General features: G+C 65.3%; 31 protein-coding genes. 16 read left to right on the forward strand and 15 right to left on the reverse strand.

Annotated elements, in window-relative coordinates:
- Window positions 1–186: 186 nt before the first annotated feature.
- The 3 genes from CH291_RS14265 to CH291_RS14275 all read left to right on the forward strand — a co-directional run bounded on the left by CH291_RS14265 (window position 187) and on the right by CH291_RS14275 (window position 1669).
- A complete protein-coding gene (locus CH291_RS14265; protein WP_068048077.1) occupies window positions 187–513 on the forward strand; it encodes a GNAT family N-acetyltransferase in 327 nt (108 codons plus the stop codon).
- A 120-nt stretch (window positions 514–633) separates the two neighbouring features.
- Complete coding sequence (locus CH291_RS14270; protein ID WP_094641420.1) at window positions 634–987, forward strand: GNAT family N-acetyltransferase; 354 nt, start codon at window positions 634–636, stop codon at window positions 985–987.
- 85 nt (window positions 988–1072) lie between these two features.
- Complete coding sequence (locus tag CH291_RS14275; protein WP_094640991.1) at window positions 1073–1669, forward strand: hypothetical protein; 597 nt, start codon at window positions 1073–1075, stop codon at window positions 1667–1669.
- Here the strand turns inward: CH291_RS14275 and CH291_RS14280 are convergent.
- From CH291_RS14280 to CH291_RS14290, 3 genes are read right to left on the reverse strand one after another with little or no spacing between them, the layout of a single operon-like run.
- Window positions 1639–2439: an exodeoxyribonuclease III gene (locus CH291_RS14280; RefSeq protein WP_094640992.1), complete on the reverse strand. Its 801-nt coding sequence runs from the start codon at window positions 2437–2439 to the stop codon at window positions 1639–1641. The two genes, CH291_RS14275 and CH291_RS14280, sit on opposite strands and share 31 nt — an antisense overlap.
- 11 nt (window positions 2440–2450) lie before the next feature.
- Entirely contained in the window at window positions 2451–3398 is a 948-nt protein-coding gene (locus CH291_RS14285; RefSeq protein WP_441347265.1) for an N-acetylglutamate synthase, CG3035 family, read from the reverse strand.
- Window positions 3395–3997, reverse strand: a complete 603-nt coding sequence (locus CH291_RS14290) for a peptide deformylase (RefSeq protein ID WP_094640994.1) — start codon at window positions 3995–3997, stop codon at window positions 3395–3397. Before CH291_RS14290 ends, CH291_RS14285 begins: the two co-directional genes overlap by 4 nt.
- Window positions 3998–4323: 326 nt before the next feature.
- Between CH291_RS14290 and CH291_RS14295 the strand changes: the two genes are divergently transcribed.
- The 4 genes from CH291_RS14295 to CH291_RS14310 all read left to right on the forward strand — a co-directional run bounded on the left by CH291_RS14295 (window position 4324) and on the right by CH291_RS14310 (window position 7209).
- Window positions 4324–4662 carry a DUF3263 domain-containing protein gene (locus CH291_RS14295; protein WP_032393769.1) on the forward strand — a complete coding sequence of 113 codons (339 nt, stop codon included), beginning with the start codon at window positions 4324–4326 and terminating at the stop codon, window positions 4660–4662.
- A gap of 57 nt (window positions 4663–4719) precedes the next feature.
- Window positions 4720–5253, forward strand: coding sequence for a LytR C-terminal domain-containing protein (locus CH291_RS14300; RefSeq protein WP_256980849.1), 534 nt, complete (start codon window positions 4720–4722; stop codon window positions 5251–5253).
- A gap of 113 nt (window positions 5254–5366) precedes the next feature.
- Window positions 5367–6077, forward strand: coding sequence for a superoxide dismutase[Cu-Zn] (gene sodC, locus CH291_RS14305; protein ID WP_068048094.1), 711 nt, complete (start codon window positions 5367–5369; stop codon window positions 6075–6077).
- On the forward strand, window positions 6040–7209 hold the full coding sequence (locus tag CH291_RS14310; RefSeq protein WP_094640995.1) for a glutamate--cysteine ligase: 1170 nt from the start codon (window positions 6040–6042) through the stop codon (window positions 7207–7209). Before sodC ends, CH291_RS14310 begins: the two co-directional genes overlap by 38 nt.
- A 16-nt stretch (window positions 7210–7225) precedes the next feature.
- Here the strand turns inward: CH291_RS14310 and mnhG are convergent, their stop codons facing one another.
- The 6 genes from mnhG to CH291_RS14340 are packed head-to-tail and all read right to left on the reverse strand — an operon-like array spanning window position 7226 to window position 13594.
- Complete coding sequence (mnhG, locus tag CH291_RS14315; RefSeq protein WP_068048100.1) at window positions 7226–7567, reverse strand: monovalent cation/H(+) antiporter subunit G; 342 nt, start codon at window positions 7565–7567, stop codon at window positions 7226–7228.
- A gap of 19 nt (window positions 7568–7586) precedes the next feature.
- The gene (locus CH291_RS14320; RefSeq protein WP_032393772.1) at window positions 7587–7844 is read right to left on the reverse strand and encodes a monovalent cation/H+ antiporter complex subunit F; all 258 of its coding nucleotides are present in this window, start codon (window positions 7842–7844) and stop codon (window positions 7587–7589) included.
- On the reverse strand, window positions 7841–8482 hold the full coding sequence (locus CH291_RS14325) for a Na+/H+ antiporter subunit E (protein ID WP_373455139.1): 642 nt from the start codon (window positions 8480–8482) through the stop codon (window positions 7841–7843). The genes CH291_RS14320 and CH291_RS14325 overlap by 4 nt, the downstream gene beginning before the upstream one ends.
- 2 nt (window positions 8483–8484) lie before the next feature.
- A complete protein-coding gene (locus CH291_RS14330; protein WP_094640997.1) occupies window positions 8485–10128 on the reverse strand; it encodes a Na+/H+ antiporter subunit D in 1644 nt (547 codons plus the stop codon).
- Window positions 10125–10748, reverse strand: a complete 624-nt coding sequence (locus CH291_RS14335; protein WP_068048108.1) for a Na(+)/H(+) antiporter subunit C — start codon at window positions 10746–10748, stop codon at window positions 10125–10127. Before CH291_RS14335 ends, CH291_RS14330 begins: the two co-directional genes overlap by 4 nt.
- Entirely contained in the window at window positions 10745–13594 is a 2850-nt protein-coding gene (locus CH291_RS14340; protein ID WP_094687867.1) for a Na+/H+ antiporter subunit A, read from the reverse strand. The genes CH291_RS14335 and CH291_RS14340 overlap by 4 nt, the downstream gene beginning before the upstream one ends.
- Window positions 13595–13826: 232 nt before the next feature.
- Between CH291_RS14340 and CH291_RS14345 the strand changes: the two genes are divergently transcribed.
- Window positions 13827–14237 (forward strand): NUDIX hydrolase, encoded by a 411-nt coding sequence (locus tag CH291_RS14345; RefSeq protein ID WP_373455140.1) that lies wholly within the window; start codon window positions 13827–13829, stop codon window positions 14235–14237.
- 61 nt (window positions 14238–14298) lie between these two features.
- Window positions 14299–15051, forward strand: coding sequence for an isocitrate lyase/PEP mutase family protein (locus CH291_RS14350; RefSeq protein WP_068048114.1), 753 nt, complete (start codon window positions 14299–14301; stop codon window positions 15049–15051).
- A gap of 86 nt (window positions 15052–15137) precedes the next feature.
- On the opposite strand, the gene CH291_RS14355 is transcribed toward CH291_RS14350, so the two are convergent.
- The 5 genes from CH291_RS14355 to CH291_RS14375 all read right to left on the reverse strand — a co-directional run bounded on the left by CH291_RS14355 (window position 15138) and on the right by CH291_RS14375 (window position 19878).
- Complete coding sequence (locus CH291_RS14355) at window positions 15138–17312, reverse strand: AAA family ATPase (RefSeq protein ID WP_094688069.1); 2175 nt, start codon at window positions 17310–17312, stop codon at window positions 15138–15140.
- Between the two features lie 33 nt (window positions 17313–17345).
- Window positions 17346–18200, reverse strand: coding sequence for a CDP-diacylglycerol--serine O-phosphatidyltransferase (pssA, locus tag CH291_RS14360; protein WP_068048120.1), 855 nt, complete (start codon window positions 18198–18200; stop codon window positions 17346–17348).
- 8 nt (window positions 18201–18208) lie between these two features.
- On the reverse strand, window positions 18209–18925 hold the full coding sequence (locus CH291_RS14365) for a phosphatidylserine decarboxylase (protein ID WP_094687868.1): 717 nt from the start codon (window positions 18923–18925) through the stop codon (window positions 18209–18211).
- Window positions 18926–19058: 133 nt separating this feature from the next.
- On the reverse strand, window positions 19059–19325 hold the full coding sequence (locus CH291_RS14370) for a GlsB/YeaQ/YmgE family stress response membrane protein (RefSeq protein WP_068048126.1): 267 nt from the start codon (window positions 19323–19325) through the stop codon (window positions 19059–19061).
- An 88-nt stretch (window positions 19326–19413) separates the two neighbouring features.
- Entirely contained in the window at window positions 19414–19878 is a 465-nt protein-coding gene (locus CH291_RS14375) for an SRPBCC family protein (protein ID WP_068048129.1), read from the reverse strand.
- A 169-nt stretch (window positions 19879–20047) separates the two neighbouring features.
- On the opposite strand from CH291_RS14375, the gene CH291_RS14380 reads away from it, so the two are divergent.
- Window positions 20048–20443 carry a hypothetical protein gene (locus CH291_RS14380; RefSeq protein WP_141215320.1) on the forward strand — a complete coding sequence of 132 codons (396 nt, stop codon included), beginning with the start codon at window positions 20048–20050 and terminating at the stop codon, window positions 20441–20443.
- Window positions 20440–20634, forward strand: coding sequence for a helix-turn-helix transcriptional regulator (locus CH291_RS14385; protein ID WP_068048135.1), 195 nt, complete (start codon window positions 20440–20442; stop codon window positions 20632–20634). Before CH291_RS14380 ends, CH291_RS14385 begins: the two co-directional genes overlap by 4 nt.
- Before the next feature lie 54 nt (window positions 20635–20688).
- Here the strand turns inward: CH291_RS14385 and CH291_RS14390 are convergent, their stop codons facing one another.
- Window positions 20689–21486, reverse strand: coding sequence for a DUF1206 domain-containing protein (locus tag CH291_RS14390; protein ID WP_068048138.1), 798 nt, complete (start codon window positions 21484–21486; stop codon window positions 20689–20691).
- A gap of 424 nt (window positions 21487–21910) precedes the next feature.
- Between CH291_RS14390 and CH291_RS14395 the strand changes: the two genes are divergently transcribed.
- From CH291_RS14395 to CH291_RS14415, 5 genes are read left to right on the forward strand one after another with little or no spacing between them, the layout of a single operon-like run.
- The gene (locus CH291_RS14395) at window positions 21911–23566 is read left to right on the forward strand and encodes an FAD-dependent oxidoreductase (RefSeq protein ID WP_094687869.1); all 1656 of its coding nucleotides are present in this window, start codon (window positions 21911–21913) and stop codon (window positions 23564–23566) included.
- The gene (locus CH291_RS27340; protein ID WP_094687870.1) at window positions 23563–25023 is read left to right on the forward strand and encodes an ATP-binding protein; all 1461 of its coding nucleotides are present in this window, start codon (window positions 23563–23565) and stop codon (window positions 25021–25023) included. Before CH291_RS14395 ends, CH291_RS27340 begins: the two co-directional genes overlap by 4 nt.
- A complete protein-coding gene (locus tag CH291_RS14405; RefSeq protein ID WP_094641005.1) occupies window positions 25020–25364 on the forward strand; it encodes a UBP-type zinc finger domain-containing protein in 345 nt (114 codons plus the stop codon). The genes CH291_RS27340 and CH291_RS14405 overlap by 4 nt, the downstream gene beginning before the upstream one ends.
- On the forward strand, window positions 25361–25780 hold the full coding sequence (locus CH291_RS14410; protein WP_094641006.1) for a DUF1801 domain-containing protein: 420 nt from the start codon (window positions 25361–25363) through the stop codon (window positions 25778–25780). Before CH291_RS14405 ends, CH291_RS14410 begins: the two co-directional genes overlap by 4 nt.
- Window positions 25777–26454: a GOLPH3/VPS74 family protein gene (locus CH291_RS14415; protein WP_094687871.1), complete on the forward strand. Its 678-nt coding sequence runs from the start codon at window positions 25777–25779 to the stop codon at window positions 26452–26454. Before CH291_RS14410 ends, CH291_RS14415 begins: the two co-directional genes overlap by 4 nt.
- Window position 26455: the final 1 nt, after the last annotated feature.

The following is a 26455-nucleotide window of genomic DNA, read 5'->3' on the forward strand; positions in this document are numbered from 1 at the left end:
ACAACGTCGAACAGGGCCACTTATGATCCGTACCAGCATTCGTGTCGGGTTCGACGGACAAACCTACGCATCCGAAGGTTTGTTGGTAGAAAAGGTGACAGAGCTACCGTGCGCATGTTTAATAGTGGTGCACGTCACATCGGTTTCACTCGTTCATCACTCCACACACAGCGAAGGAGGCGTCCCATGCTGGCAAGTTCTCCTAGCGCTGATGTCTCGATCAACAAAGACCAGAACCGATTCGAGCTTCGATTGAACGGTGATCTGGTCGGGATCGTCGGCTTCTACGAGGTCGAGGGAAACGGCACGCGTGCGACGCGTACTCACGTCGTGTCCTTCATGCACACCGTCGTCACCGAGGATTTCGGTCACCAGGGTCTGGCCGGCATTCTGGTGCGCCGCGCACTCGACAGTGCGCGGTCCTACGGCTGGAAGGTCAAGCCGGTCTGCACCTACGTTCAGCGCTTCGCTGCGGCCAATCCTGAATACAACGACATGCTCGTCGCTCTCTGACCTCGGGTTCCTGCACGCATCGCCCGGTCACATCAAGGCTGGTCACAGTAAGGGCACGACTCGGCGACGATCGGTGCACTCGCCTCGCGTCACATGGACAACACTGGTCTCATAAGTGACATGAGTCACATACTTCCACGGCGGGTCACCGGGCCTGCTCCGGTCGACCGGCCCGTCGTTCGCATCGAGGACGACGTCGATCACAATAGGTTCGACCTCTTCGTCGACGACGAACTCGTCGGCATTCTCGGTTATCGCTTCGGTGAGGGCGACGACGGCGGCGTCGGCCCGGTCGTCGCGCTCATGCACACCGTCGTCAAGGAAGAGTACGGCGACCGCGGATGGGCGGGCGTGCTGGTACGAGCGTCCCTGAACACCGCGCGTGATCGGCAGTGGCGCATCGTTCCGATCTGCACCTACGTGCGGCGATATCTGGCGCAGCACGAAGAATTTCTGGATCTGATCGCCGAATAGAGAGCACTGCTCTTGCCTTGCGTGCCCCTTGGGTGAATACTGCTTCCTATAGAGAGCGCCGCTCTCGAAAGGTTGGCATTCCCCGATGCGTGTATCCCTGTATCTGTTCGTCGGCATCATGTTCGCCGCGTATCCCACACTGCGTCCCTACTCGGACGAGGTGGGCACGGCGGGAGCCGACGCCTTCGCATCCTCGAGCTGGGTGCTCTCGCACACCTTCGCCATGCTCGGCTTCATCGCGCTCGGGCTGACCGTGCTCTACACCGGTGGGCGGTCGGAGCTCGCGGTCGTGACCACGTGGATCGGTGTCGGGTTGGTGCTGCCGTACTACGGCGCGGAAACCTTCGCGCTGCATGTGCTGGGTGTCGATGCCGTACAGAACGCGAACCCCGGCCTGATCGATCTGGCCGACCCGATCAGGTACTCGCTCGTACAGTCCGTCATGTTCGGGCTCGGACTGGTGCTGATCGCCGTCGGGCTGGTGGCATTCGCTCTACGCAACCGCTACGCCGCAGTGCTCGCTGCCGGGTTCGTGCTCTTCCTTCCGCAGTTCTACACCCCGCCTGCCGTGCGAATTGCGCACGGAGTGCTGATCGCCGTCGGGGCGATTCTCGCCGCCAGGGCCGTGGCGGACAGGTCGGCGGACTCTGCTCAGCCGATCTCCACGATCACCGGAGCGTGATCGCTGGCTCCCTTGCCCTTGCGTTCCTCGCGGTCGATAGACGCGCCGGTTACTCGTGCCGCCAGGGCAGGGGAGGTCAACGCCATGTCGATGCGTAGGCCCTGCTTCTTGGGGAACCGCAACTGCGTGTAGTCCCAGTAGGTGTACGTCCTGGGCTCGGGGGTGAACTGCCGCGTCACCTCGGTGAAGCCGGCGTCGCCGAACGCGCTGAAGGCGTCACGCTCGGCTCGGGAGGTGTGGGTCTTGCCCTCGAAGAGCGCGGGATCCCAGACGTCGTCGTCGGTGGGCGCGATGTTCCAGTCGCCTACGAGCGCGATCTGCGCCTGCGGATCCGCCGCCACCCAGGCCTGCGCGTCGGCCTTCAGTGCAGCAAGCCACTCGAGCTTGTAGGTGTAGTGCGGATCGGCGAGTTCCCGGCCGTTGGGCACATACAGGCTCCAGACGCGCACCCCGGCGCACGTGGCACCGATAGCACGGGCCTCCTGAGCGGGATCGATCTCGGGATCCTTGCTGAAGCCGGGCTGATCCTCGAACCCGACCTGCACATCGTCCAGGCCGATGCGCGATGCGATCGCGACGCCGTTCCACTGGCTCAGCCCGACGTGGGCGACCTCGTACCCGATGTCGGTGAAGCGCTGATACGGAAACTGTGCGTCCTTGCACTTGGTTTCCTGCATCGCCAGCACATCGACATCGGATCGCTGCAGCCAATCGACGATTCGATCCTGACGAGAGCGGACGGAGTTCACATTCCAAGTAGCCAAGCGCACGGGAACGAACCTTATCGAACGCCTCCGACAGGCCGGGCATAGCGATACTGATGGTGGTCCTCGAAGCCGAGGTCTCGGTACAGGGCAACGGCTTCGGTGTTGTCGACGGCCACCTGCAGGTACGCGTGTGTCGCTCCGTGGCTGCGTCCCCAGCGCACCAGTTCTCCGCACATCAGTGTGCCGAGGCCGTTGCGGCGATGCTCGGGGGAGACCCAGAGAGAGGTGAGTCCCACCCAGCATCGACCGTCCGGGGCGGTGGTGACGGCCGCGCGACCGACGGCGGCCGCCGACGACGAGTGGGCGCCGATCATGCCGAAACCGAGGGTGCCGCCCCGGACTGCGGTGACCACCTCCGCTGCGCCCGCGGGAGCCTCGCTGCCCTGGTAGCGCAGAGAATTCAGCCACTCGGCTGTCGGCTGCGCGGTGACGCCGATGGCCAAATCGCCTTCGCGCAGAACGAGTTTCGAGATCTCCGCAGCCATGACGGCGCTCTCGTTGTAGGTCCGCCACCCGGCCGGCGCGCTGCCGAGACGGTCGGGGAGCGAGAGCGTCGGCTGCAGTCCGCGAGCGGCGTATCGATCGACGATCTGCGCGAGAGTCTCGGCCGTCGTCGTGGCTCCGGGCTCGAGCGGTGCCGCCGAGTTGGCGCGGCCGGTGAACCCGTGACCGAACCGCAGTTGCCAACCGTCGATCCATTCCCGCTCGACGCCCGGCCAACCGTCGGCGGCAGCGGCCTCGAGCGAGCGGATCTCCGACGTTCGAATCGGCTTGGGCCCCAGAGGTTTCAACGCTACGACTCGTTCGGCGGCGACCTGCACCAGCGCGCCGTCCCGGCCGCGCACCGAGACCGAGCCTGCGTCCATGGCCACCAGTTCGCCGATCACGTCCGTCATCGGGTGGGTGTGGCCGGGTGGCAACCGATAGCGAAGCATCACCCGGGTACCCACCGGGACGGTCAGTCGTCGTCCTCGTCGTCGTGCCCGAACGGGTCGTCCACCGTGCCGGGCGTCCAGCTCAGACCGGGCACGCCCCACCCGGCGCGTTTGATCGCCTTCTTCGCGGCCCGCGCATGTCGACCGATGAGCACGTCCGTGTACAGAAAGCCGTCGAGATGACCCACCTCGTGCTGGAGCATCCGAGCGAAGAAGCCGTGACCCTCGATGTCGACGGGATCACCCTTGGCATCGGTACCGGTCACCCGGGCCCATTCGGCGCGCCCGGTGGGGTGCTGCTCGCCGGGGACGGACAGGCAGCCCTCGTCGTCGTCGTCCGGATCGGGCATCGTCTCCGGAATCTCGGAGGTCTCGAGGACCGGATTGACGACCTCGCCGCGGCGTCGGAAGACCTTGCCGTCCTCGCCTTGATCGGGGCAGTCGTAGATGAAAAGACGCTTGCCGACGCCGACCTGATTCGCGGCGAGTCCGACGCCGTTCGCGGCGGCCAACGTCTCGTACATGTCGGCGATCAGCTCGGCGAGCTCGGCGGGTGACTCGGTGACGGGAGCGGTTGCGGTGTGCAGCACCGGATCGCCGACGATCCGGATGGGAAGAATTGCCATGGTCGACAAGGATACCGGGAGTGGAGCCTGCGGAATGACCCAGTGGTGAGGAGTGGAGCCTGCGGAATGACCCAGTGGTGAGGAGTGGAGCCTGCGGAATGACCCAGTGGTGTGCGTCGCGCATGTGGTCGAGTAGGTGGAACACGCCACGCGCGGGCAGCCCGCAGGAGCCGTGTCCCCGGCGTCGAACATGGTTGAATGATCCCCGAAGTACAACTGTGTAATTCGGTCGGCGCTCCTACGGGTGCCGGCAGTGCTGGGGGAAGCAGATTTCTCCGGGTGGGTGATCCTGCCGACCCTGGGAAGTCGAGAAGTCGAGGAGTGGGATGGACGGCGCAGCAGCGCGTGACTCGAACCAGTCTCAGCAACCGGGAAGTTCGGACGGCTCTCAGGATCCGAACGAGGTCGGTGCGGACGGGCTGAGTCGACGAGAGCACGACATCCTGTCCTTCGAGCGACAGTGGTGGAAGTACGCCGGGGCCAAGGAAGAGGCCATCAAGGAACTCTTCTCCATGTCGGCGACCCGCTACTACCAGATCCTGAATGCGTTGGTCGATCGTCCCGAGGCGCTCGCCGCGGATCCGATGTTGGTCAAGCGCCTGCGCCGGTTGCGTGCGAGCAGGCAGAAGGCTCGTGCGGCACGTCGGCTGGGTTTCGACGTCTGAGCAGGTCTTGCGTTCCGTGTGCCGAGTCGCCGTCGACGGTCGGCTAGGGTCGATCAGGTGAGCAGCCCGAACCCGGAACAGACCGGGCCACCACTCCGCGCCCTGGCCATGGTGTTGATTTCGCTCGCGATCCTGTTCGCAGCGATCGGGGCGTTGTCTCTGACGGGTTCCGATTCCGACGATGCGGCCGCCGAGCCCGCCGCCGAGACGACGAGCGCACCGGCCGCGGTCGCACCGACCGCACAGGCTCCTGCAGCACAGGCCCCGGCCGCCGACGCGTCGACCGGTGCCGCGGCACCCACCACCACCTCGGGCGCACCCGCCGACGTCGAAGTGCGGGTACTCAACAACTCCAACGTCTCCGGCCTGGCCGCCGGTACCGCCAGCACGTTGACCGCCGAGGGTTGGAACGTCGCCGAGACGGGCAACTTCAGTGAAGACCAGTTCGCGCAGACCGCGGTGTACTACGGCACGACGGCAGGTGAGGAACAGGCCGCGCAGACCATCGCCACGCAGCTCGGCGTCCCGGCCGAACCCAAGCCGACCTCGCTCGAATCCACTGCAGGCGTCGTCGTCATCGTGACCCAGTAGTCCTGCAGCGGCCAGTTCCACAGCGTCGACTTCCGTGCCCGATTCGGCCGAATCGGTCGGCACGTTATCATTTCCGAGCCCGGCGAAACTGCCTGAAAGAGGAGCGATTTCCGATGGACATGTTCAAGCGACGCACTGCCGCGACCCGATCGTTGCGTTACGTGGCCCCGGTCCTCGCGATCGCAGCTCTCGGGCTCTCCGCCTGTAGCAACGGCGAGGTCCCGTCCGACGTCCCCGGCACCGTCCCGCCGGTGTGGACCGGAGAGGCCGATCCGTCGGCAGAAGCCGTCGCCGGCGACAGCCCGGCCGAGTCGAGCTCCGGCGACATCATCGAGGCCGCACTGCGCGACGCCTCCGGTGCCGAGGTCGGCACGGTGTCGTTCATGTCCGAGGGCGACAAGCTCACCGTCACCGCCGAGGTCGAGGGCATGACCCCGGGCTTCCACGGCTTCCACGTTCACACCGTCGCCGCTTGCGAGCCGAACTCCGTGGCACCGACAGGCGGGGAGCCCGGCGCATTCCTGTCCGCGGGCGGTCACCTGCAGGTCGACGGCCGCACCGAGCACCCGGCCAGCGGTGACCTGACGTCCATCCAGGTCGGCGAGGACGGCACCGGAATGCTCGTCACCACCACCGACGCGATCACACTCGACGATCTGCGTGCCGACGGTGCCGGAACCTCGGTGATCGTGCACGACGGTGCCGACAACTTCGCCAACATCCCGCCGCGGTACACCCTGCCCGACGGTGCCGCCGTGCCGGACATGACGACTCTGATGACCGGCGATGCCGGCTCGCGGGCGGCGTGCGCGGTACTGCAGTAGTTTGAGCGCTCCCCGGATCGACTTCGCGAGTTCACCGCGCCCGACGCTCGGCGTCGAGTGGGAGATCGCGCTGGTCGACAAGAACACGCGAGACCTGGTCAACTCCGCCGAGGCGGTCATGGACGGTGTCCGCGACCTGGCCGGGGACACCCCGCGGGTGACGAAGGAACTGCTCCGCAACACCGTCGAACTCGTCACCGGAGTGTGCGAGAACGTCGGGGAGGCGATGGCAGACCTCGGTGAGTCTCTCTCGCTCGTCGAGCGCGCAGCGGATCCGCTGGGGATCGATCTGTTCTCGGCGGGGACCCATCCGTTCGCGGAGTGGTCCACCCAGCAGCTCACCAGTTCCCCGAGTTACGACGAGTTGATCGCTCGGACGCAGTGGTGGGGTCGGCAGATGCTGATCTGGGGTGTGCACGTGCACGTGGGAGTGTCGTCTCCCGACAAGGTCTTTCCCATTCTCAACTCACTGCTGCTGCAGTACCCGCACCTGCTGGCACTGTCGGCGTCCTCACCGATCTGGGCGGGCAACGACACCGGCTACGCCAGCAATCGTGCGTTGATGTTCCAGCAGCTGCCGACGGCCGGGCTGCCGTTCCAGTTCGAGAACTGGCCGCAGTTCGAGGGATTCGTTCGTGATCAGCTCAAGACCGGCGTCATCGAGCAACTCGGCGGCATGCACTGGGACATCCGGCCCGCCCCCAAGTGGGGAACCATCGAGGTTCGGGTGTGCGACGGGGCGTCGACCAAGCGGGAGCTCGCGGCTCTCGTCGCGTTGACGCACTGCCTCATCGTCCATCTCGACGAACGTCTCGAAGCGGGGGAGACCCTGCCGTCGATACCGCCGTGGCACGTGCAGGAGAACAAGTGGCGGGCTGCCCGGTACGGCCTCGATGCCGAGATCATCCTCGACTCCGACAGCAACGAACGTTTGGTCACCGACGACCTGAACGACCTGCTCGAGAAGCTGACGCCGACGGCCGTCCGGTTGAACTGCGTCGACGAGTTGGCCGCGGTGGCCGACATTCCGCGGCTCGGGGCGTCCTACCAGCGTCAGCGGGCGGTGGCCGCGAAATCCAACGGTGACCTGCGAGCCGTCGTGGAATCGTTGGTCACCGACCTCCGCGCCTGATCCGGCGCGGCTCGCGCTACTCGTCGGGGTCGTTCGGTTCCATCTCGTTGACGATCAGCAGTCCGTCGCGGCCCCGCTGTTCTCGATAGGCGACGCGGCCCACGGTATGCGCGATCACCGGAGCGGTGACCAGCGTGAAGATGCCCACCAGCACGAGCATCCAGATGTCGACGTTGCCGCGAAGGCTGATGATGGCCCCGATCAGCACCATGATCAGACCGACCACCTGCGGCTTGGTGGCCGCGTGCATCCGCGAGAGGGTATCGGGGAAGCGCACGATGCCGACGGCCGCGGTGAAGGCGAGCAGTGCTCCGAACAGGATGAAGGCGGAGGCAATGACCTGGGCTACGGTGCTCATTCGTCCCTCACTGTGTCACTCATTCGTCCCTCACTCTGAATCGCGCGATGCTGACCGACCCGACGAAGCTGACCAAGGACAGCGCGACGATGGCCGGTACGAGGGTGGTGTCGCGGCTGTAGACGGCCCACACACCGAGACCGCACATCGAGACGGCCAGGATCGTGTCCATCGCGACGAGACGGTCGAGCGTGCTCGGTCCGTCGAGCAGTCGGTAGGCGGTGAGAATCGCGGCACCGATCAGAAGGGCTCCGGCTATCGCCAGGACGACGGTCACGACCAGTCCCCCTTCCTCTTGTCGTCGGTCTTCTTGTCGTCCCTCGGGGCGTCGCGGTCCGTCGATGCCGGATCGTCGCCGAGCACTCCGTGGTACTGCTCGTACTCCTGGAAATGCAGCGGGCTCGGCTTCCAGTCGGAGTCTCGCTCGAACGCCGCGATGAAGAGTTTCTCCAGGTTTCGTACGTAGGCGTAGAAGCCGTCGACGGCCTTCTGCGTGCCCATGTCCAGCACGTGCACGTAGAGCAGGCGTCGGGTTCGGTCTATCTCGAGCACCATGGTGCCGGGCACGAGGTTCATCGCGTCGACGAACAGGGTGAGCACCAGGTCGGATTTGATAGCGATGCGGCAGCGCAGCACTCCGGTGACCGGCGGTGCTTTCGGGCGGATCGCCAACCAGGCCACATTGACGCTGGATTCCCCTGCGTAGTAGAGAAATACGACGGCCAGCTTGACGAGTGACAAGACGTGGATGCGGCCCTCGACCGGAACGCGAGGCAACGGCAGCAGCACCATGATGAGCAGTCCCACCGCGATGCCGCCCAGGACGTTCGCCGCAGAGACGTTGCCCCACAACAGAACCCAGATTGCCGTCAGCCACGCGAGCGTCCACAGGCGCAGCAGAACGGAGCGGTTCATCTTCATCGGGTGCCCTCCTCGTTCGTGCGCGACTGCTCGTAGGCCTGATCGCCGACCCATTCCGCACCGCGCACCGCATCGATGTACACCGACCGATCGCGAAGATCTGCCGCAGCGCGATCGCTGATGTCGATGATGGGGCCGGCGAACACCGTCATGGCCAAGCCGACGGCCACGAGCCCGATGGTCGGAAGCAACATGAAGGCGGGCATCCGGCCCACGTCCTCGCGGTCACCGAACTGGATGTCGGACGAGTCGTCGAGAAGAGCGGACGGGCTGTTGTCCGCCAGGTCGCCCTCGGGAGCGTCGGCGCGAGCGCGCCAGAACGCCTTGGTCCAGACTCGGGCGACGACGTACAGCGTCAACAGGCTGGTGACGGTTCCACCCGCGACGAGCAACCAGGCCAACACGCTGCCCTGCTCGCTACCGGCCTGCAGCAGTGCGACCTTTCCGATGAAACCCGAGAACGGCGGAATGCCACCGAGATTGAGGGCCGGCACCAGGAACACGATCGCCAGCACCGGGCTGGCCGCAGCCAGACCGCCGAGGCGTCGAAGCGACGACGAACCGGCCTGACGCTCGATGAGACCGACGACGAGGAACAGCGTCGTCTGCACCAGAATGTGGTGGGCGACGTAATAGATCGAGCCGGACAATCCCGATTGTGTCGACAGAGCGACGCCGAAGATCATGTAGCCGATATGGCTGACGAGGGTGAACGACAACAGTCGCTTGATGTCGCTCTGTGCGATGGAGCCGAGGATGCCGACGAGCATCGTCAGCAGGCCGCAGACCATCAGTACGTTGTCGAGTGAGCCGTCGGGGAACAGCAGGGTGTGCGCGCGGATGATCGCGTACACACCGACTTTCGTCAGCAGGCCGGCGAACACGGCGGTGACCGGTGCCGGGGCGGTGGGATACGAGTCGGGCAGCCACGTCGAGAGCGGGAACACCGCGGCCTTGATGCCGAACGCGACCAGTAGAACCGCGAAGATCGCGGTTCTGGTTCCGGGGGTGATGTCGTCCATACGCACCGCGATGTGGGCCAGGTTCAGCGTCCCGGTGGCTGCGTAGACCAGCGCGATGCCGATCAGGAAGATCAGCGAGGACACCATCGACACCATCACGTACGACACGCCCGCACGCACGCGGTCGGCACTCGCGCCGAGTGTCAGCAACACGAAAGACGCCGCGAGCAGCACCTCGAAGCCGACGAACAGGTTGAACAGGTCGCCTGCAAGGAACGCGTTGCAGACACCTGCGGTCAACGCGAGGTAGGTCGGCAGGAAGATCGAGACGGGCTGATTCTCGCTACCGTCGCGGATGCCCTGGCCGATCGAGTAGACCATGACGGCCAGCAACACGATGGACGAGACGACGAGCATCATCGCCGACAGACGGTCCACCACGAGGGAGATGCCGAGCGGGGAATCCCAACCGCCGACCTGCAGTGCGCTGGTGCCGTCGCGATCGGCGAGATAGAGCATCACCGACGAGATCGCGACCACCGCGGTGAGCGCGACGATGGTGATGAATCGCTGAGCGCGAGGCCGTCGCCCCAGCACCAGGGTCGACGCGGCGGCGAGCATCGGAATCAGTACCGGCAGCGGAGTCAGAACGTCGATCACTGCGGGGGAGATCGTCATGCGTGGTCTCCCTTCTCATCTGGGCGGCTGTCGTCCTTCTCGGCGGTGTCGAGTCCGTCCAGCCCGCGCAGCTGCGGGTTGTCGTCGTCGTTGTCGAAATCACCGTCGTGCAGATCCTCGTAGCACTCGAGATCCTCGAGGTTTCTGATCTCCTCGAGCGGAATGGGGTTGCCCTTCGAGTCGAATGCGTCGCCGCCGAAGCTCGGCTCGCCCGTCACCGGGTCGTCCGAGCGGTCGCGGTCGGGGGCCTCGGCCATCGAGCGGCGCCGGGAGACCTTGGTGTCCTCGGGGTCGTTCTCGACGTCGTCCTTGGTGTTGAGGGTGAACGACCGGTAGGCCAGAGCCAGCACGAACGCCGCGATTCCCATCGTGATGACGATTGCCGTCAGGATCACCGCCTGGGCCAGCGGGTCCGCCATCTCCTGGTTCACCGCGTTGTCCCGACCCACGATGGGCGGGGCTCCCGCAGGGCCGGCGATCGTGAGCATGAGCAGGTTGACGCCGTTGCCGACGAGTAGCAGGCCCAGCAGCATCTTGGTGATACTGCGCTCGAGCAGCAGATACACACCCGCCGCGATGAGGACACCGACAATGACGAGCATTCCGAGATCAGCGGTCATGGGGCGCTCACTCGGCCTTGGCTCTGCATTTCCACCTGTGCGTCGAGACGCGCGCCGAGACTACGGAGCACGTCGAGTACCAACCCGACCACGATGAGATACACACCGAGGTCGAAGAACAATGCGGTGACCAACTTGATGTCGCCGAGGATCGGCAACGTCACCTCCAACGTCGCCGAGGACAACGCCGGGGCTCCGAGGAACATCGACGCCACCGCGGTTCCGGCCGCGAAGATCAAGCCGAGTCCGAGGATCTTTCCGGCGTCGATCGGAACTGTCTCACCGAGCTCGTAGCGGCCACCGGCCAAGTACCTCAGCACCAGCGCCAGGCCGGCGGTGAGGCCACCGGCGAAACCGCCTCCGGGAGCGTTGTGACCGGAGAAGAAGAAGTAGATAGAGAGCACCATGATCGTCGGGAAGATCAATCGCGTCGTGACCTCGAGAATCAACGAGCGATGACGCGGATCGATCAGATCGCCGCCGAGCAGCCACGTCGTCTCCGCCGCGTAGTTCGCATCGGAGGACGACGAGGGGGCGTCGGACACCCGCGGAGCGCTACCGAACCGGCGGTTGCGGAAGACCAGGCTCGCCACACCAGTAGCCGCGACGAGCAGGACGCAGATCTCGCCGAGAGTGTCCCAGGCGCGGATGTCGACGAGGATCACGTTGATGACGTTCTGGCCGTCGCCCAGGTTGTATGCGGCGTCCGGCAGGAGCAGCGACACCGGGTCTGTGTTTCGGGCGTTCATCGCGAACGCACCCAGGATGCTCACGGTCGCCCCGACGGCGACGGCGAGCACCGCGCGAGGTCCACGCGATCCGGCCGAACCCCGGTCGTCGACCTCGGCCGGGAGCTTGCGCAGGACGAGCACGAACATCACGAGGGTCAAGGTCTCGACGAGGAACTGGGTCAGCGCCAGGTCCGGGGCACCGTGGATGGCGAAGATGACTCCGCAGCCGTAGCCGGTGAGACCGACGAGAATGACGCTGGCCAAGCGGTTGCGCATCACCGTGGCTCCGAGGCCACCCGCGATCATGATGGCCCCGATGATCAGCTGCAACGGGTTGTTCCACAGGGTGTAGTCCAAGTCCGGTTCTGCGCCGAGGATCAGCACGATCATCGGCAGCAGCACCAGCGTCAGCAGGATCGTGCCCTGAGTGAGAGGGAGCGAACCGCGCTGCGTGGTGCCGGTGAGGCGGATCGACAGGGTGTCCATGGACTTGAGCACGTTGTCGTAGATGCGGTCTGCGTTGCCGAGCGGAGGATGCTCGAACTTGAGCCGGTTGACCACCCGATGCGCGATGAACAACCCGACACCACCGGTGACGACGACGACGGTCAGCGCGAGCGGAAGATTGAAACCGTGCCAGAGGGCCAGGTGGTAGGGCTCCTGGCCGTACGACGGGAGGGTGCGAGCGTAGGGACTGACGATGTGGTCGACGACCGAGGATGCGAACCCGGCGACCAGACCGAGCACCGCCAGGAAGGCGGGTGCGGCGAGGAACAGTGCGGCCGGCGCGTGCATCGCCTTGACCGACGGACTCGCTCGCTTGAGCTGCTTGCGCGCGAACGCGCCCCAGACGAACCGAATGCTGTAGGTGACCGTGAGTATCGAGCCGATCACCAGGCCTGCGACGACGACGGCCGCGACCGTGGGATCGAGCGTCGGCGTGCTGATCACGGCCGACAACGCCGTCTCCTTGCCGACGAACCCGAGCATCGGCGGAAGTCCGGCCATGCTGGCCGCGGCCAGCGCGGCTATCGCGGCGAGCCAGGGAGCCTTCTTGCCCAGGTGAGCAAGTTTGCGGATGTCGCGGGTGCCGGTGGTGTGATCGATGATGCCGACGACCATGAACAGCGTCGCTTTGAACATCGCGTGGGCGATCACCATCGTCAGGCCGGCGAGCATCGCCTTCTCCGAGCCGATGCCGACCAACACCATGAGGAAGCCGAGCTGGCTGACGGTGCCGAACGCGAGGATCAGCTTGAGGTCGAATGCGCGCAGAGCGCGCCACCCGGCCAGGATCATCGACAGCAGTCCGAGGCTGATCACCGTGGCGCGCCACGGGCCGGAATCGGCGAACCCCGGGGCCAGGCGCGCCACCAGGTAGATGCCCGCTTTGACCATGGCAGCGGCGTGAAGGTAGCCGCTGACCGGTGTCGGGGCGGCCATGGCTCCGGGGAGCCAGAAGTGCAGTGGCACGATGGCCGACTTGCTCAGTGCGCCGATGAGGACCAGCACGATCGCGACACCGGGCAACCAGCCGCCCGGCGCGTTCGCGACCAGCTCGGAGAGGTTGTAGGTGCCGGACACCTGGCCGAGGATGATGATGCCGACCAGCATCGCCAGGCCACCCGCGGTGGTGACGAGCAGTGCCTGGGTGGCCGCTCGTCTGCTCGACGCACGCTCGGCGTAGTGGCCGACGAGCAGGAACGACAGGACCGTCGTGATTTCCCAGAAGATGTAGAGCACCAGCATGTTGTCGCTGGTGATGAGGCCGAACATCGCACCGGAGAACGCGACCATTTCGGCGGCGAACAGCCCGAGCCGGGGCTCGTCGTCCTCGAAGTAACGCGCGCAGTAGAGCAGAATCAGTGCGCCGATGCCGAGAACCAGCAGCGACATGATGGCCGCGAGAGAGTCGAACCGCATGTCGATGTTCATCGACAGGCCGGGGACCCATTCGATGTTCAGTTTCTGTTCGGTTCCCCAGTTGCCGAACACCCAGATCAGGCTGAGCAGGGGTACGAGCGCGAGTGGGAAAAAGGCATTGCGACCCCACCAGCGGACGAACAGTGGCGCGAGCAGCGCGGCGGCGGCATGCGCAAGAAGAATGGCGAGCAAAAATCACTCCGTCGTCTCGGTCGCATCGGCGGTGAAACCGAGCGGTGGTCGTAGGGCGGCGATGAGTAGGGTGTGCGAAGTCCGTGTGAAGTTCGATGTGAAGCTTTGAGAAATAATGAACCGGTTGCCGAGCGGCAGCCGCGAGTTGTCGTTGTCCACTTTACTTTGCGAGGTAGGCGGCGTGCCAGGCGGTACAGAACGGTGCGGGTCCGTGAGTGAGGGGAGCGCGTCGGTGACCGATTCGAGGCTCATTCGGACCGCCGGGCTGGCGTACGTCCGCGATCGTCGAATGATTCAGACACGATCGGCCGGAAAGTCCGCGTTCTACATGGCGGGCGGAAAGATCGACCCGGGCGAGACACCCGAGCAAGCACTGCATCGCGAGATCAGGGAAGAGCTCGATGCAGCGGTGACGGACGCCCGGCTCCTCGGGGTGTTCGAATGTGAGGCCTGGGGGCACCCGGCAGGAACCCCGCTCGAGATCACGTGTTTCCTCGCCGATCTGGCGACCGAGCCGACGCCGACCAGCGAGATCGCAGAGATCAGGTACTTCACCCGAGACGAGTACGCCGCCATGCCGGACGTCGCTCCGGGATCGCTGATGGTGTTCGACCGGATGAAAGCGCTCGATTTGATCGACTGAAGCGCGTATGTTGGTCGTAGAGAGAACGTACGTTCTCTGTCGGTCACCGCGAAGGAGTCTCATGACGAACCTGTCCCAGAAAGCCACCACCCTGCTCGAGCTGCACAAGCCGGGCAACCCGGTCGTATTGCCGACGGTGTGGGACGCCTGGTCTGCCAACCTCGCCGTCTCCGCCGGGTTCGCCGCGCTGACCGTCGGAAGCCACCCCGTCTCGGACTCCATCGGCAAGCCCGACAACGAGGGCATCACCTTCGACGAACTGCTCACCCGCATCTCGCAGATCTCCGCAGCCGTCGACGTTCCGCTGTCGGTCGACATCGAATCCGGCTACGGCGAGGACCCCAAGCGACTCATCGACGGACTGATCTCTGCCGGAGCCGTCGGCCTCAACATCGAGGACACCGTGCACAGCGAAGGCGGACGCCTCCGCGAAGCGCAGGAACACGCAGACTTCGTCGGAGCACTGCGCGCAGCATCCGACGCCACCGACGTCCACGTGGTCATCAACGCCCGCACCGACCTGTTCGTCAAGGCAATCGGCGACGAGAGTGACCGCGTCGACCGAGCCATCGCCCGGTTGAAGCTGTGCGCCGCAGCCGGTGCCGACTCGCTCTACCCCGTCGGCTTCCACAACGACGCGGACTACAAGCGTCTCGCCGAGGAACTCCCGCTGCCGATCAACGCCATCGCGAACCCGGCCGAGGGCGACCTGTCGCACTTCGCCTCCCTGGGCGTGGGTCGCATCAGCTTCGGCCCGATCTTCCAGATGGAACTGGCCAAGCGGGCAGAGGAAATCCTCGGCCGCTGGAAGTGAGAGCGGCTTCGCCGCAGGTGAGCGGGAGTGGAGCCTGCGGAACGACCCAGGTGAGTGGAAACTCGTAGCCTGCTACGAGTTTCCGCTCACGACCCGTAGGCCCGCAGATGCGCCACCTGCTCGGGATCGAGTGACGGTCTGACCGTCGCCCGAGCGGCGGCGACGTCGGCGGCGGTGACGTCGGCTGCATCCATCGACCGACGCATCGCCGTCAGTGCGGCCTCGCGCAGCAACGCCGCGCAGTCTGCCGCGGAGTAGCCGTCGAGATCGCGGGCGAGAGACTCGAGATCGACGTCCTCGGCGAGCGGGATGGATTTGCCCGACGCCTTCAGAATGTCCACTCGCGCATCGGAATCCGGCGGCGGCACGAACACCAGACGCTCGAGTCGGCCCGGCCGCAGCAGTGCGGGATCGATCAGATCGGGTCGGTTGGTTGCCCCGAGTACGACGACGTCACGCAACGGTTCGACGCCGTCGAGTTCGGTCAGCAGCGCCGCGACGACTCGATCGCCGACGCCGGAATCCGAGCTCTGGCCGCGTCGGGGCACGAGGGCATCCACCTCGTCCAGGAAGATCAGCGAGGGAGCGGAATCTCGGGCGCGTTGAAAGAGTTCTCGGACAGCCTTTTCCGAGGAGCCGACCCATTTGTCCATCAGCTCTGCGCCCTTGACCGAGTGCACGCTGAGCTGCCCGGAGCTGGCCAGTGCGCGCACGAGGAACGTCTTGCCGCAGCCGGGCGGACCGTACAGAAGAACTCCCCGCGGCGGCTCGATTCCCAATCGCGCGAACGAATCCGGGTGACGCAGCGGCCACAGTACCGCCTCGGTGAGTGCCTGCTTGGTCTCCACCATGTCGCCGACGTCGTCGAGCGTGAGACTACCGATCGCCAGTTCTTCGCTTCCCGAACGCGACAGCGGGCGAATGACCTGAAGAGCGCCCACCAGATCGTCCTGCGTCAACGAGGCCGCGGCCGAATCGTTCGATGCGCGCGCCGCTGCCCGCAGCGCCGCCTCCCGCGTCAGGGCGGCCAGATCGGCGACCACGAAACCCGGTGTCCTTGAGGCGATCTCGCCCAGGTCGACGTCGCCCTGCGGAACCTTTCGGAGGAGATGCTCCAGCAATCCCTTGCGGCCTGCCGCGTCGGGCAGGGTCAGGGTGAGTTCACGATCGCACAGGTCCTGACCGCGCAGTCTGGGATCGGTCGCCTCCGGATGGGCCGTCGTAGCGATCAGGGCGAGACCCGGAGTGTCGACGGCCCGGCGCAGTACATCGAGGACGAACGTGGACGCCGGTTCGGGCTCGGAGGGCAACAACGCGTCGACGTCGGTGATGAGCAGAACCCCGGAACCGGCGAGTTCGTCCACTGCCGCGGTGACGCGATCGACCCGGGCCGACGCCTCGAGCGCGCCGATCGACGGTCCGTCCAGCACGACGCATGCGCGTTCACCGACGACCGCGCGCGCCAACGTCGCCTTGCCGACCCCACCCGGTCCGGTGATCAACACCCCCAGATGCGGCGATGCGCCGAGCGTTGCCAGCAACTCCGACTCGTCCAACGCCAGCCGCAGCCACTCGGTCAGCTTGGCCGCCTGCGCGCTCACTCCCACCAGATCGGCTGCGCTCACTCTGGCCGCCGTGGCTTTCTGTGGCGCTGACACAGGTGCGGATGCCGAGGCAGCGACGGTGCCGGAGCCCCACCCGACCGCCGAATTGGGTTGCACACTGACCGGCTCATTCGACGGGTCGACGGCCGAGACCGTCAACAGTTCGGTGGTCCACGCAACCCCGAATGTCCTCGACAGCGCCTGCGTCGCAGATGTCGTCGAGGTTCCGGGGCCGAGATCACGGGGGAGGAGTGAGACCGTGTCACCCACCGTCAGTACCTTGCCGAGCAACGCTTGTCGCAGGGTGGCGTCGGAGATGGAACCGGTGGCGAGCGCGGAGCCGGTCACGGTCACGGCCTTGGCCCCGTAGACGGTGACGGGTCCGACTGCGACAGAAGCATTTTCGCGAAGGCCGGTGTTGGAGAGCGTCACGTCGTCCAGCAACGCGGTGCCCTGAGGTGATCCCTCGGGAGCCGCGGCGACGACGGCGGCTGTGCGACGAGAACCGATGAGCGACACCGCATCCCATTCCCGCAGGCCCAGCGCCGCAAGGACTTCCGGATGCAGGCGCACGACGCCGCGTCGGGCATCGGCCGCCGAGGTGTTGAGGCGGGCAGTGAGAACGAGCTCAGGCGTCGTCGAGCGAGATTCGGTCACCACAGCCACACTAACGGGTCGGCTCCGCGCGGATCAGCTGCGAGGCCGACGCAGTCCCAGACGAGCCTGCGACCGGCGCGCATTTCCCGGAGCTCGGCGGATGGCCCGACGCTCGGCGCGACGCTCGGCCGGCTTGGCGTCCCAGGTGTACGGGCGCGCGGCGGTCCACCGCTGCGAGCGCACTGCGAACGGGATGTGCACCAGGTAGGCCAACACCAGGCCCATTAGCAGGATCAGCGGGAACGTGATGAGCGCGGCTGCGAGCAGTGCGACGAGCACCAGCAGGATCGCGGCCAGCCGCGGCGGCACCGAGACCGTCTTGAGCGCGAGCGTGGGGATGCGGCTGACGATGAGACCGGCGGTGAGGATCGCCCATCCGGCGACGACGTAGAACGAGGCCCACCAGCCGTCGCCGAACTGCTCGAAACCCGCGATCGGTGCCATGGCGATGAGCGCTCCGGCCGGTGCGGGAACACCGGTGAAGTACTCGCGCGCGTAAGCGGGAGTGTCGTCCTCGTCGAGCAGAGTGTTGAAGCGCGCGAGGCGGAGCACGATGCTCACCGCGTAGACCAGCGCCACGATCCAGCCGCCGCTGCTGCCCTCGAGCAGTGTCACGTACAGCACCAGCGCCGGGGCGACACCGAACGAGATGGCGTCGGACAGCGAATCCAGTTCGGCACCGATCTTGCTGGTGGCGTCGAGCAATCGGGCGATGCGACCGTCCAACGCATCGAGGATCGCAGCGGCACCGATCATGGCGAGCGCGGTACCGAGCTGGCCGTCGAGGGCGAACTTGACCGCGGACAGGCCGGAGCACAGCGCGAGAATCGTGACGACGGACGGGAGCAGACGAATGGCAGCAGGTGGCTTGGCGCGTCTGGTGATCATGTCGGTTTCTACTGCGAGAGCTCGGCGAGCACTGTTTCGGCACCGACGGCCCGCTGGCCGCGTTCGACCAGCAGGGTGGTGCCCGCCGGGAAGTAGGTGTCCACGCGGGATCCGAATCGGATCAGTCCGTAAGTGTCGCCGATCGACAAGGTGTCGCCGACCTTGGCGTTGTTGATGATGCGTCGCGCAATGAGGCCGGCGATCTGCACGACGGCGACATCCTGACCGGAAGCGGTTCTGATGTGCATGCTGTTGCGCTCGTTGACCTCGCTGGCCTCGGCGAGGTCGGCGGATTTGAACTGACCGCGACGGTGCACCACTTCCACGACTTTTCCGGCGACGGGAACACGCTGTACGTGGACGTCGAGGACGGAGAGGAAGACGCTGACGCGCGGGACCGGCTCGGAGCCGAGAGCGAGCTCGGCCGGAGGAACGGCAGTGTCGACGAGTGTGACCAGGCCGTCGGCGGGAGCGACGACGACGCCGGGGCGATTCGGCGGCACTCGCGACGGGTGGCGGAAGAAGGTGGCGCAGGCTCCGGCGGCAACGAGGCCGGCGTTGCGGACCCACTTGGAGCGTCGACCGAGAACGGCGACGGCCAGCGGACCGCCGACGAACGGCAGCCCTGCGGGGTGTAGCGGTGGAATCGTTTCACGGACCAAGTCGACGATGTGAGCCGCTCCGGTGCGGGGCGGTTGACCAATCGGGGCGGGACGGCGTGCCACGGTCTCCTCTAACTTTTGTCGGACATGTGTCGGCAGGTCGTGGTGCTGCGAGCGAATCGTGTGTCGAACACGCGACTGCCGGAGCCATCACAGCGTACGTGAGGGCCCCGGCAGTCGAGAGGTGCGAGTGAGATCAGACGCGGCTGCGGCCCGTCACGAGCTTGACCAGGAACAGCAGGATGCACGCGCCGAGCAGGCAGGTGATGAAGCTGAAGATGATTCCGCCGCCCTCGACGTCGAGGAACGTGCTGAGCAGGAAGCCGCCCAGGAGGCCGCCGACGATGCCGACGACGATGTTCAGGATGATGCCCATCTGAGCATCCGTCTTCATGATCTTGCTACCGATCCAGCCGGCGAGTCCGCCGATGATGATCCAGCCTACAAATCCGAGTCCCAACATAGGGTGCCCCCACTTTCCGTTCGTGTTTGTTGCTTGTCGAAACGACGGATGCCCGCGGGAAACAAACCTGAAACATTCCTGAGAAAAGTTATTTCTGGCTGGACTTCTCGCTCTCGGCCTTGATTCGACGCAGGGTCTTGTTCATGCCCTCGACGAGTTCGACGTCGAACTCGTCGATGCCCCCGAGGATGCGCTTGACCAGCAGTGACGACACTGCCGTGGTGCCCGTCGGTGCCTCCCGCTTCTCGACGACGGTTGTTCCGGTCGCGGTGGGAGTGAGCGTGTAGGACCAGATCGTCTTGTTCTCCACGACGCGGAACGCGAGTTCGCGGTTGGGTTCGAAGGTGACGACCTTGGCGGTGGTCGGCCAGACGAGCATCCCCTTGCGGTTGACGTTGAGCGTCTTGGTGCCCTTGCCGACCGGTCCGCCGAAGACCTTCATCTTCTTGCACTGCGGGCTCCACTCGCCCATGCGCTGCAGATCGGACACGATCGACCAGACGGTCTCGGGGCTCGCGGCGATGTCGATCGTGGCTTCGAGAGTCTTGCTCAACGTGGGCCTCCAGGTATGTGTGACTGAACGTTACGACAAATCGGTCACAGCATATGTGTGTCCGAGCTCATAGCGAAACGGGGCGACGGGGAATGTAAGAGAAGTTTGACATCGGAATCGAATGGGGGTGAGATATGTCAAAGAACTCGTACACGCACGGGAGGTTGTCATGAGGGTCGGACTGTCACGAGTGTCCGCAACAGTTCTCGGAACTGCCCTCGCCGCCGGTGTCGGGATCGTCGCCGCATCGGTGCGAGAAGAAGGCGGGTGGCAGGTAGGTCTGGTGTTCGCCGCGGCGGTGGCCCCTGCCCTCGTCGGCGCGATGTGGACATTGGTTCCGCAACGATCACCGAAGATGCCGGAGAATCCGGAGGATTCCGTCGAGTTCCAGTGGTTGCAGCACGCGTCGTCCGGTGCCTTCTTCGACCTGATGATCGCACTCGGCCTCGCGTCGGCTGCCTCGGCGATACTCGACACGGAGTTGGTTCCGGTAGTCGCGTTTCTGGTGTTGGCCATGGCCGACGTGGCCGTGCGGTACCTGGTCGTCTCGCGTACGCAGCGGTGACTTCGAATCACGTGCACCGGCTGCGCACTGCTGCCGGTTTGTCACAACAGCAGTGCGCCGACGCGGTCGGCGTCAGCAGGCAGACGATCATCTCGATCGAGAAGGGCCACTTCGACCCGCGGCTCTCTCTCGCGTTCCGCCTGGCCCGGCTGTTCGAGGTCAGCGTCGACGAGTTGTTCGATCCACGGTGATCGAGCAACCTTCCACAGGTGAACGGAAACTCGTAGCAGGCTACGAAGTTTCGCTCACATGCGAGCGAAGCGAGCCAATACGAAGGCGTAGAGCCCGTAGAGCGCGATGCCCACGCCGGCGAGGATCAACAGGACCTGACCGTACGGCTGCGAGCCGAGAGTCTTGAGAGCACCGTCGATGCCGGTGGCCTTGGACGGATCGGACTGCAGAACTGCCACCACGACGAGGAGTCCGGCTCCGACGAGGGCAGCGCCTTTGGCTGCGTATCCGGCGATGCCGAGTTTGACGACGGCCCCGCTCTGGTGTCCTTCGAGATCGTCGAGGAAGTTCTTCGAGACGCCCTTGTAGACGTGGTATCCGCCCACTCCGATGACGACCAGCGCGACGGCGATGAGCACGAGCTTGCCGCCGCCGGATTCCATCAGTCGGGCCGACCAGCCCGCGTTCTGTTGTCCGCTGGACTTGCCCGAGCCGGTGGCGAAGCCGTAGGTCGAGAAGGCGAACGCGATGTAGACGACGGCCAGCGCGCCTGCTTTGAGACGATCCATGGCACTACCGGCGTCGGCGTCGGATTTCTTGCCGACGATCGCTTCGACGATGCGCCACAGCGCCAGCGCCACGAAAGCCACCACCGCCACCCAGAGCGCGATCTTTCCGCCGGGCTTCTCGGCCAGTTCGGCGAGTGCGCCGGACTGGTCTGCGTTGCCGGCCTGGCCGAACGCCAACCGGACGGCGATGTATCCGATCAGAATGTGCAGCACTCCGCTGACGAAGTGACCGGCGCGCGCTGCTTTCTCGAATGCTCCGTTGTTCTGCACGGAACTGGCCACAGAATTTCCCGACGTGTTCACGAACGATCCCCGATCAGTTGATTTGGGCAGCCGTTTACCCCGACCGTAGGCGCAGGAAACTGTCTCGAACTGCGAAACGCCGCACGAGATCCCACCGAGGCGTTAACACCGGGCGGACACTGATCGATGTAGCAAGCGGAGTGTCGGGACCAACGAAGAAATTGTTCGGAGTGATCCACCGTGAAATTACAGTCGATAATGCGTCGTACCAGCAGTGATCTACCCCTGTTGAAAACCGCCAGGATGAGCGGGAGCCCGCGTACGTGGCCCGCCGAGAAGCTCGAACGGCTCCTCACCCCGCAGGAACTCGACCTGATTCGACGCGGCCGAATCTGACCCCGCTCTTTCCAGGCCCGCTTGCCTCCCATTCGGGGTGACGCGGTGGCATGCTCATGTCGTTGATGAGCACCAGTTCTGGAGGGTCATGAAACCGGTCATTCTCAGCGTCGACGACGACCCAGGAGTGTCGAGGTCGGTCGCCCGCGACCTACGTCGGCGCTACGGGGAGCAGTACCGCATCGTGCGGGCGGAGTCCGGTGCAGGCGCTCTCGACGCGTTGAAAGAACTCGCGCTGCGCGGTACCCCCGTCGCCATTCTGTTGGCCGACTACCGCATGCCGCAGATGAGCGGCATGGAATTTCTCGAGCAGGCCATGGACATCTTTCCGGCGGCCCGTCGCATTCTTCTCACCGCATACGCGGACACCGACGCCGCGATCGACGCGATCAACGTCGTCGATCTCGACTACTACCTGCTCAAGCCGTGGGATCCGCCCGAGGAAAAGCTCTACCCCGTGCTCGACGCCCAGCTCGAGGCCTGGTGTGCGTACGACCACCGAGCCGTCGAGGACACCAAGATCGTCGGCCACCGCTGGTCGGCGCGTTCGTCGGACATCCGCGAGTTCCTCGCTCGCAACCAGCTGCCGTATCGCTGGTACATGTCCGACGAGGCCGAGGGGGCGCGGCTCTTGGCTGCGGCAGGTGTGGACGACGGACGGCTGCCGGTGGTCATCACCACCGAGGGCGCCGCGCTGATCGAACCGTCCGATGCCGAACTCGGTGATCGGCTCGGTCTGACTGTCTCGCCGTCGGAGGAGTTCTACGATCTGGTCGTCATCGGTGGCGGTCCGGCCGGACTCGGAGCCGCGCTGTACGGCGCGTCCGAAGGCCTGCGGACCACCCTGATCGAGCGGACCGCGACGGGCGGTCAGGCCGGACAGAGTTCACGGATCGAGAACTACCTGGGTTTCCCCGACGGGGTCTCGGGAGCTCAGCTCGCCGAGCGGGCTCGTCGTCAGGCACTGAAGTTCGGTGCCGAGGTGGTCACCACCCAGGACGTCGTCGGCCTCGAAGCAAACGGTGCTGCGCGCACAGTGCGATTCGCCGACGGCCGCAGCATCAGCGCGCAGACGATCATCCTGTCCACCGGTGTCGCTTACAGGCGTTTGGACGCACCCGGAATCGACGACTTCACCGGACGCGGCGTGTTCTACGGATCGGCGATGACGGAGGCCGCGCGCTGCGCCGAGCAGGACGTCTACATCGTGGGTGGGGCGAACTCGGCCGGTCAGGCGGCGGTGTATCTCTCGCGCGGGGCCAAGTCGGTCACCATTCTGATCCGGGCCACCTCGCTCGAAGCGTCGATGTCGTACTACCTGATCAAGCAGATCGAGGAGAACCCGAAGATCAGCGTGCGGCCGTGCACCGAGGTCGTCGGCGTAGCGGGAGACGGTCACCTCGAGTCGATCACGCTGCACAACCGAGCGACCGAGGAGACGACGACGGTCGACGCGCAGTACCTGTTCCTGTTCATCGGTGCGGCGCCGCGCACCGAGTGGCTCGACGGGGTTCTCGTGCGGGACGAGCATGGATTCGTGGTCACCGGGCCGGATCTCGTCGTCGACGGACGCGGTCCTGCCGGGTGGACGCCCGCCCGTCTCCCACACCACCTCGAAACGAGTGTGCCGGGTGTGTTCGCTGCCGGTGACGTGCGATCCGACTCGGCCAAACGAGTCGCGTCGGCAGTGGGAGAGGGAGCGATGGCCGTGATGTTGGTGCACAGATATCTGGCGAACCCATGACCGAGCCGACGCAGAACACACCCGCATGTGATCCGGAGGAGTTACGGACGCTGTTCCTGTTCGAGCAGCTCACCGACGCGCAGCTGGTGGAGCTGTGCCGAGACGGGCGCATCGAAACGATCGAGCCGGGGCCGGTGTACGCGGAAGGTGATCCGGCGACGTGCTTCTACGTTCTGATGGAGGGGGCCGTCGTGCTCTCGAAGCTTTCCGGTGGCGAGGACCTGGTGGTCAATCGCACCTCGCAACGCGGGGTGTATGCGGGTGCGTGGCAGGCGTACCTGGGCGATCGGGTGCCGCAGACGTACCAGGGTTCGATGCGGGTGACCGAGCGCTCCCGGTTCTTCGTGCTCGACGCCGAGTGCTTCGCGTCCATCGTGCGGGAGTGGTTCCCGATGGCGTTACATCTGCTCGAGGGATTGTTCTTCGGCAATCAGAACACCAAGCAGATAGTGGAACAGCGAGAACGCTTGTTGGCGTTGGGTTCTCTGTCGGCCGGGTTGACGCACGAGCTGAACAATCCCGCGGCGGCTGCGGTGCGGGCGACGTCGGCGTTGCGAAATCGGGTGGCGCACATGCGGCAGAAGTTGGCGATGATCGCCGGTGGCACTCTCGATCGCGGCAGCTTGGCGCATCTGGTCGGACTGCAGAACGAGGCCGTGGAGCTGGTCGCCAAGGCTCCGAAGCTGACCGCGATGGAGGCGTCGGACCGTGAGGACGAACTGGGAGAGTGGTTCGAGGACAAGGGCATCGGTGACGGTTGGGATCTGGCTCCGACATTCGTCTCGGCCGGTCTCGACGTGCCGTGGCTCGATCGGGTTTCCGCGACGGTCGACGATCCAGCGTTGCTCGAGGGCGCAATTCGGTGGCTCAACTACACCGTCGAAACCGAGTTGTTGATGAACGAGATCTCGGATTCGACCACGCGCATCTCCACGCTCGTCGGTGCCGCGAAGCAGTATTCGCAGATGGATCGTGCGCCGTATCGAACGGTGGATGTGCGCGAACTACTGGACAGCACCCTGATCATGTTGGGCCGCAAGATCGGTGACGACATCACGGTGGTCAAGGACTACGACCCCGCGGTGCCGCCGATCCCGGCCTACGCCGCCGAACTCAACCAGGTGTGGACCAATCTGATCGACAATGCCGTGCAGGCGATGGCGGCTACCCCCGAGGAGAAGGGGGTGCTGACGGTGCGGACGTCGTTGGACGAGGATCAGGTCCAGATCGAGATCTGCGACACCGGACCCGGTGTGCCGCAGGAGATTCGGTCGCGCATTTTCGAGCCTTTCTTCACCACCAAGCCGGTCGGCGAGGGCACGGGGCTCGGCCTGGACATCTCGTGGCGCATCGTGGTGAACAAGCATCAGGGTGAGCTGCGGTTGGTGTCCGAACCCGGTGACACACGATTCGTCGTGCGGTTGCCCGTCGACCCTGCAATCGAGGAGGAACCATGACCATCGAAGGCATCGACCCGAAGATTCCGCCGTCGGGACCGGGTTGTGTGGAGTGCACGCAGACGCAGGGGTGGTGGGTACATCTGCGGCGGTGCGCGCAGTGCGGGCACATCGGATGTTGCGATTCCTCGCCGTCGCAGCATGCCAGCAAACATGCAGAGTCCACCCGGCACCAGTTCGTGCGCAGCTACGAGCCCGGCGAGGAATGGTTCTACAACTACGAGGACGAGCAGATGTACGACGGGCCGGAACTGGCTCCGCCGCAGCATCGTCCACTCGATCAGACGGTTCCCGGTCCGCGCGAGCGGGTGCCGTCGAACTGGCAGGCCCTGATCAATTGAACGAGAACCTGACGCGACCCACCGACGTATCGGCCGAGGATTTCCTGGCGGCTGTGGAGCACCCGGTTCGCCGTGCGGACGGGTTCGCGCTCGCCGAGATCATGGGCCGCGTCACCGGGCAACCGGCGGTGATGTGGGGTCCGACGATGGTGGGTTTCGGAAGCTATCGATACACGACGGGCAGTGGCCGCCGGGGAGAGTACTTCGTCGTCGGGTTCTCACCGCGCAAGGCGAATCTGTCGGTGTACGGCGCCACGTACGCCCCGGAGTCGGAGAGCTTGCTCGAACGGCTGGGAAAGCACAAGCGAGGAGCGGGTTGCCTGTACGTGAACAAGCTCGTCGATGTGGACATAGCGATTCTCGAACAACTGCTGGCATACAACTACCCGTACATTCTGAGTAGCCTCGCGTCATGACCTTGATCGCGGAGGACCTGCTGTTGCTGTTGCTCGACGACGACTCGGGCAAGCCGCTGGCCGACAGCACGAAGTTGCCACGGGTACTGGCAGGTGCGCTGGTCGTCGAGCTCGCCATGATCGGGTCGCTGCGCATCACCGGTCTGGACGAGCAGATCGAGAAGGATCACGTGGTCGTCGCAGGCTCGAGGCCGGAAGATGAGTTTTTGCGTCGAGTGTTCGATCTGGTCGCGTCGGCGTCGCGGCCGATGAAGCCGCAGAAGGTGATCGAGAAGTCGCAGAAGAATCTGGCGAAGGAACTGGCTGCGCGACTCGTCGCACAGGGTTGCGTCACGGAGAAGAAGGACAAGGTGTTGGGGCTGTTCCCGACGACGACGTGGCCTGCCCAGGACACCTCGCGTGAGAAGGTGCTGCGAGACGCGCTACGCAGCGCACTGGTGGACGGGACGACGCCGTCGCCGCACACGGCTGCGTTGATCTCGTTGATCTCGGCGGTGGATCTGACACACAAGGTGATCGAGGATGCGGACAAGAAGCTGCTGAAGCGGCGCGCGAAGGAGATCGCCGAGGGGGAGTGGGCCGGCGCGGCTGTGCGCAAGGCCGTCTCGGACGTCAATGCCGCAGTGATGGCCGCGGTCATGGTGCCCGTCATCGTCTCCACCACGAGCAGTTGAG

The sequence above is a fragment of the Rhodococcus sp. 14-1411-2a genome (assembly GCF_002259485.1).
Classification (GTDB): domain Bacteria; phylum Actinomycetota; class Actinomycetes; order Mycobacteriales; family Mycobacteriaceae; genus Rhodococcoides.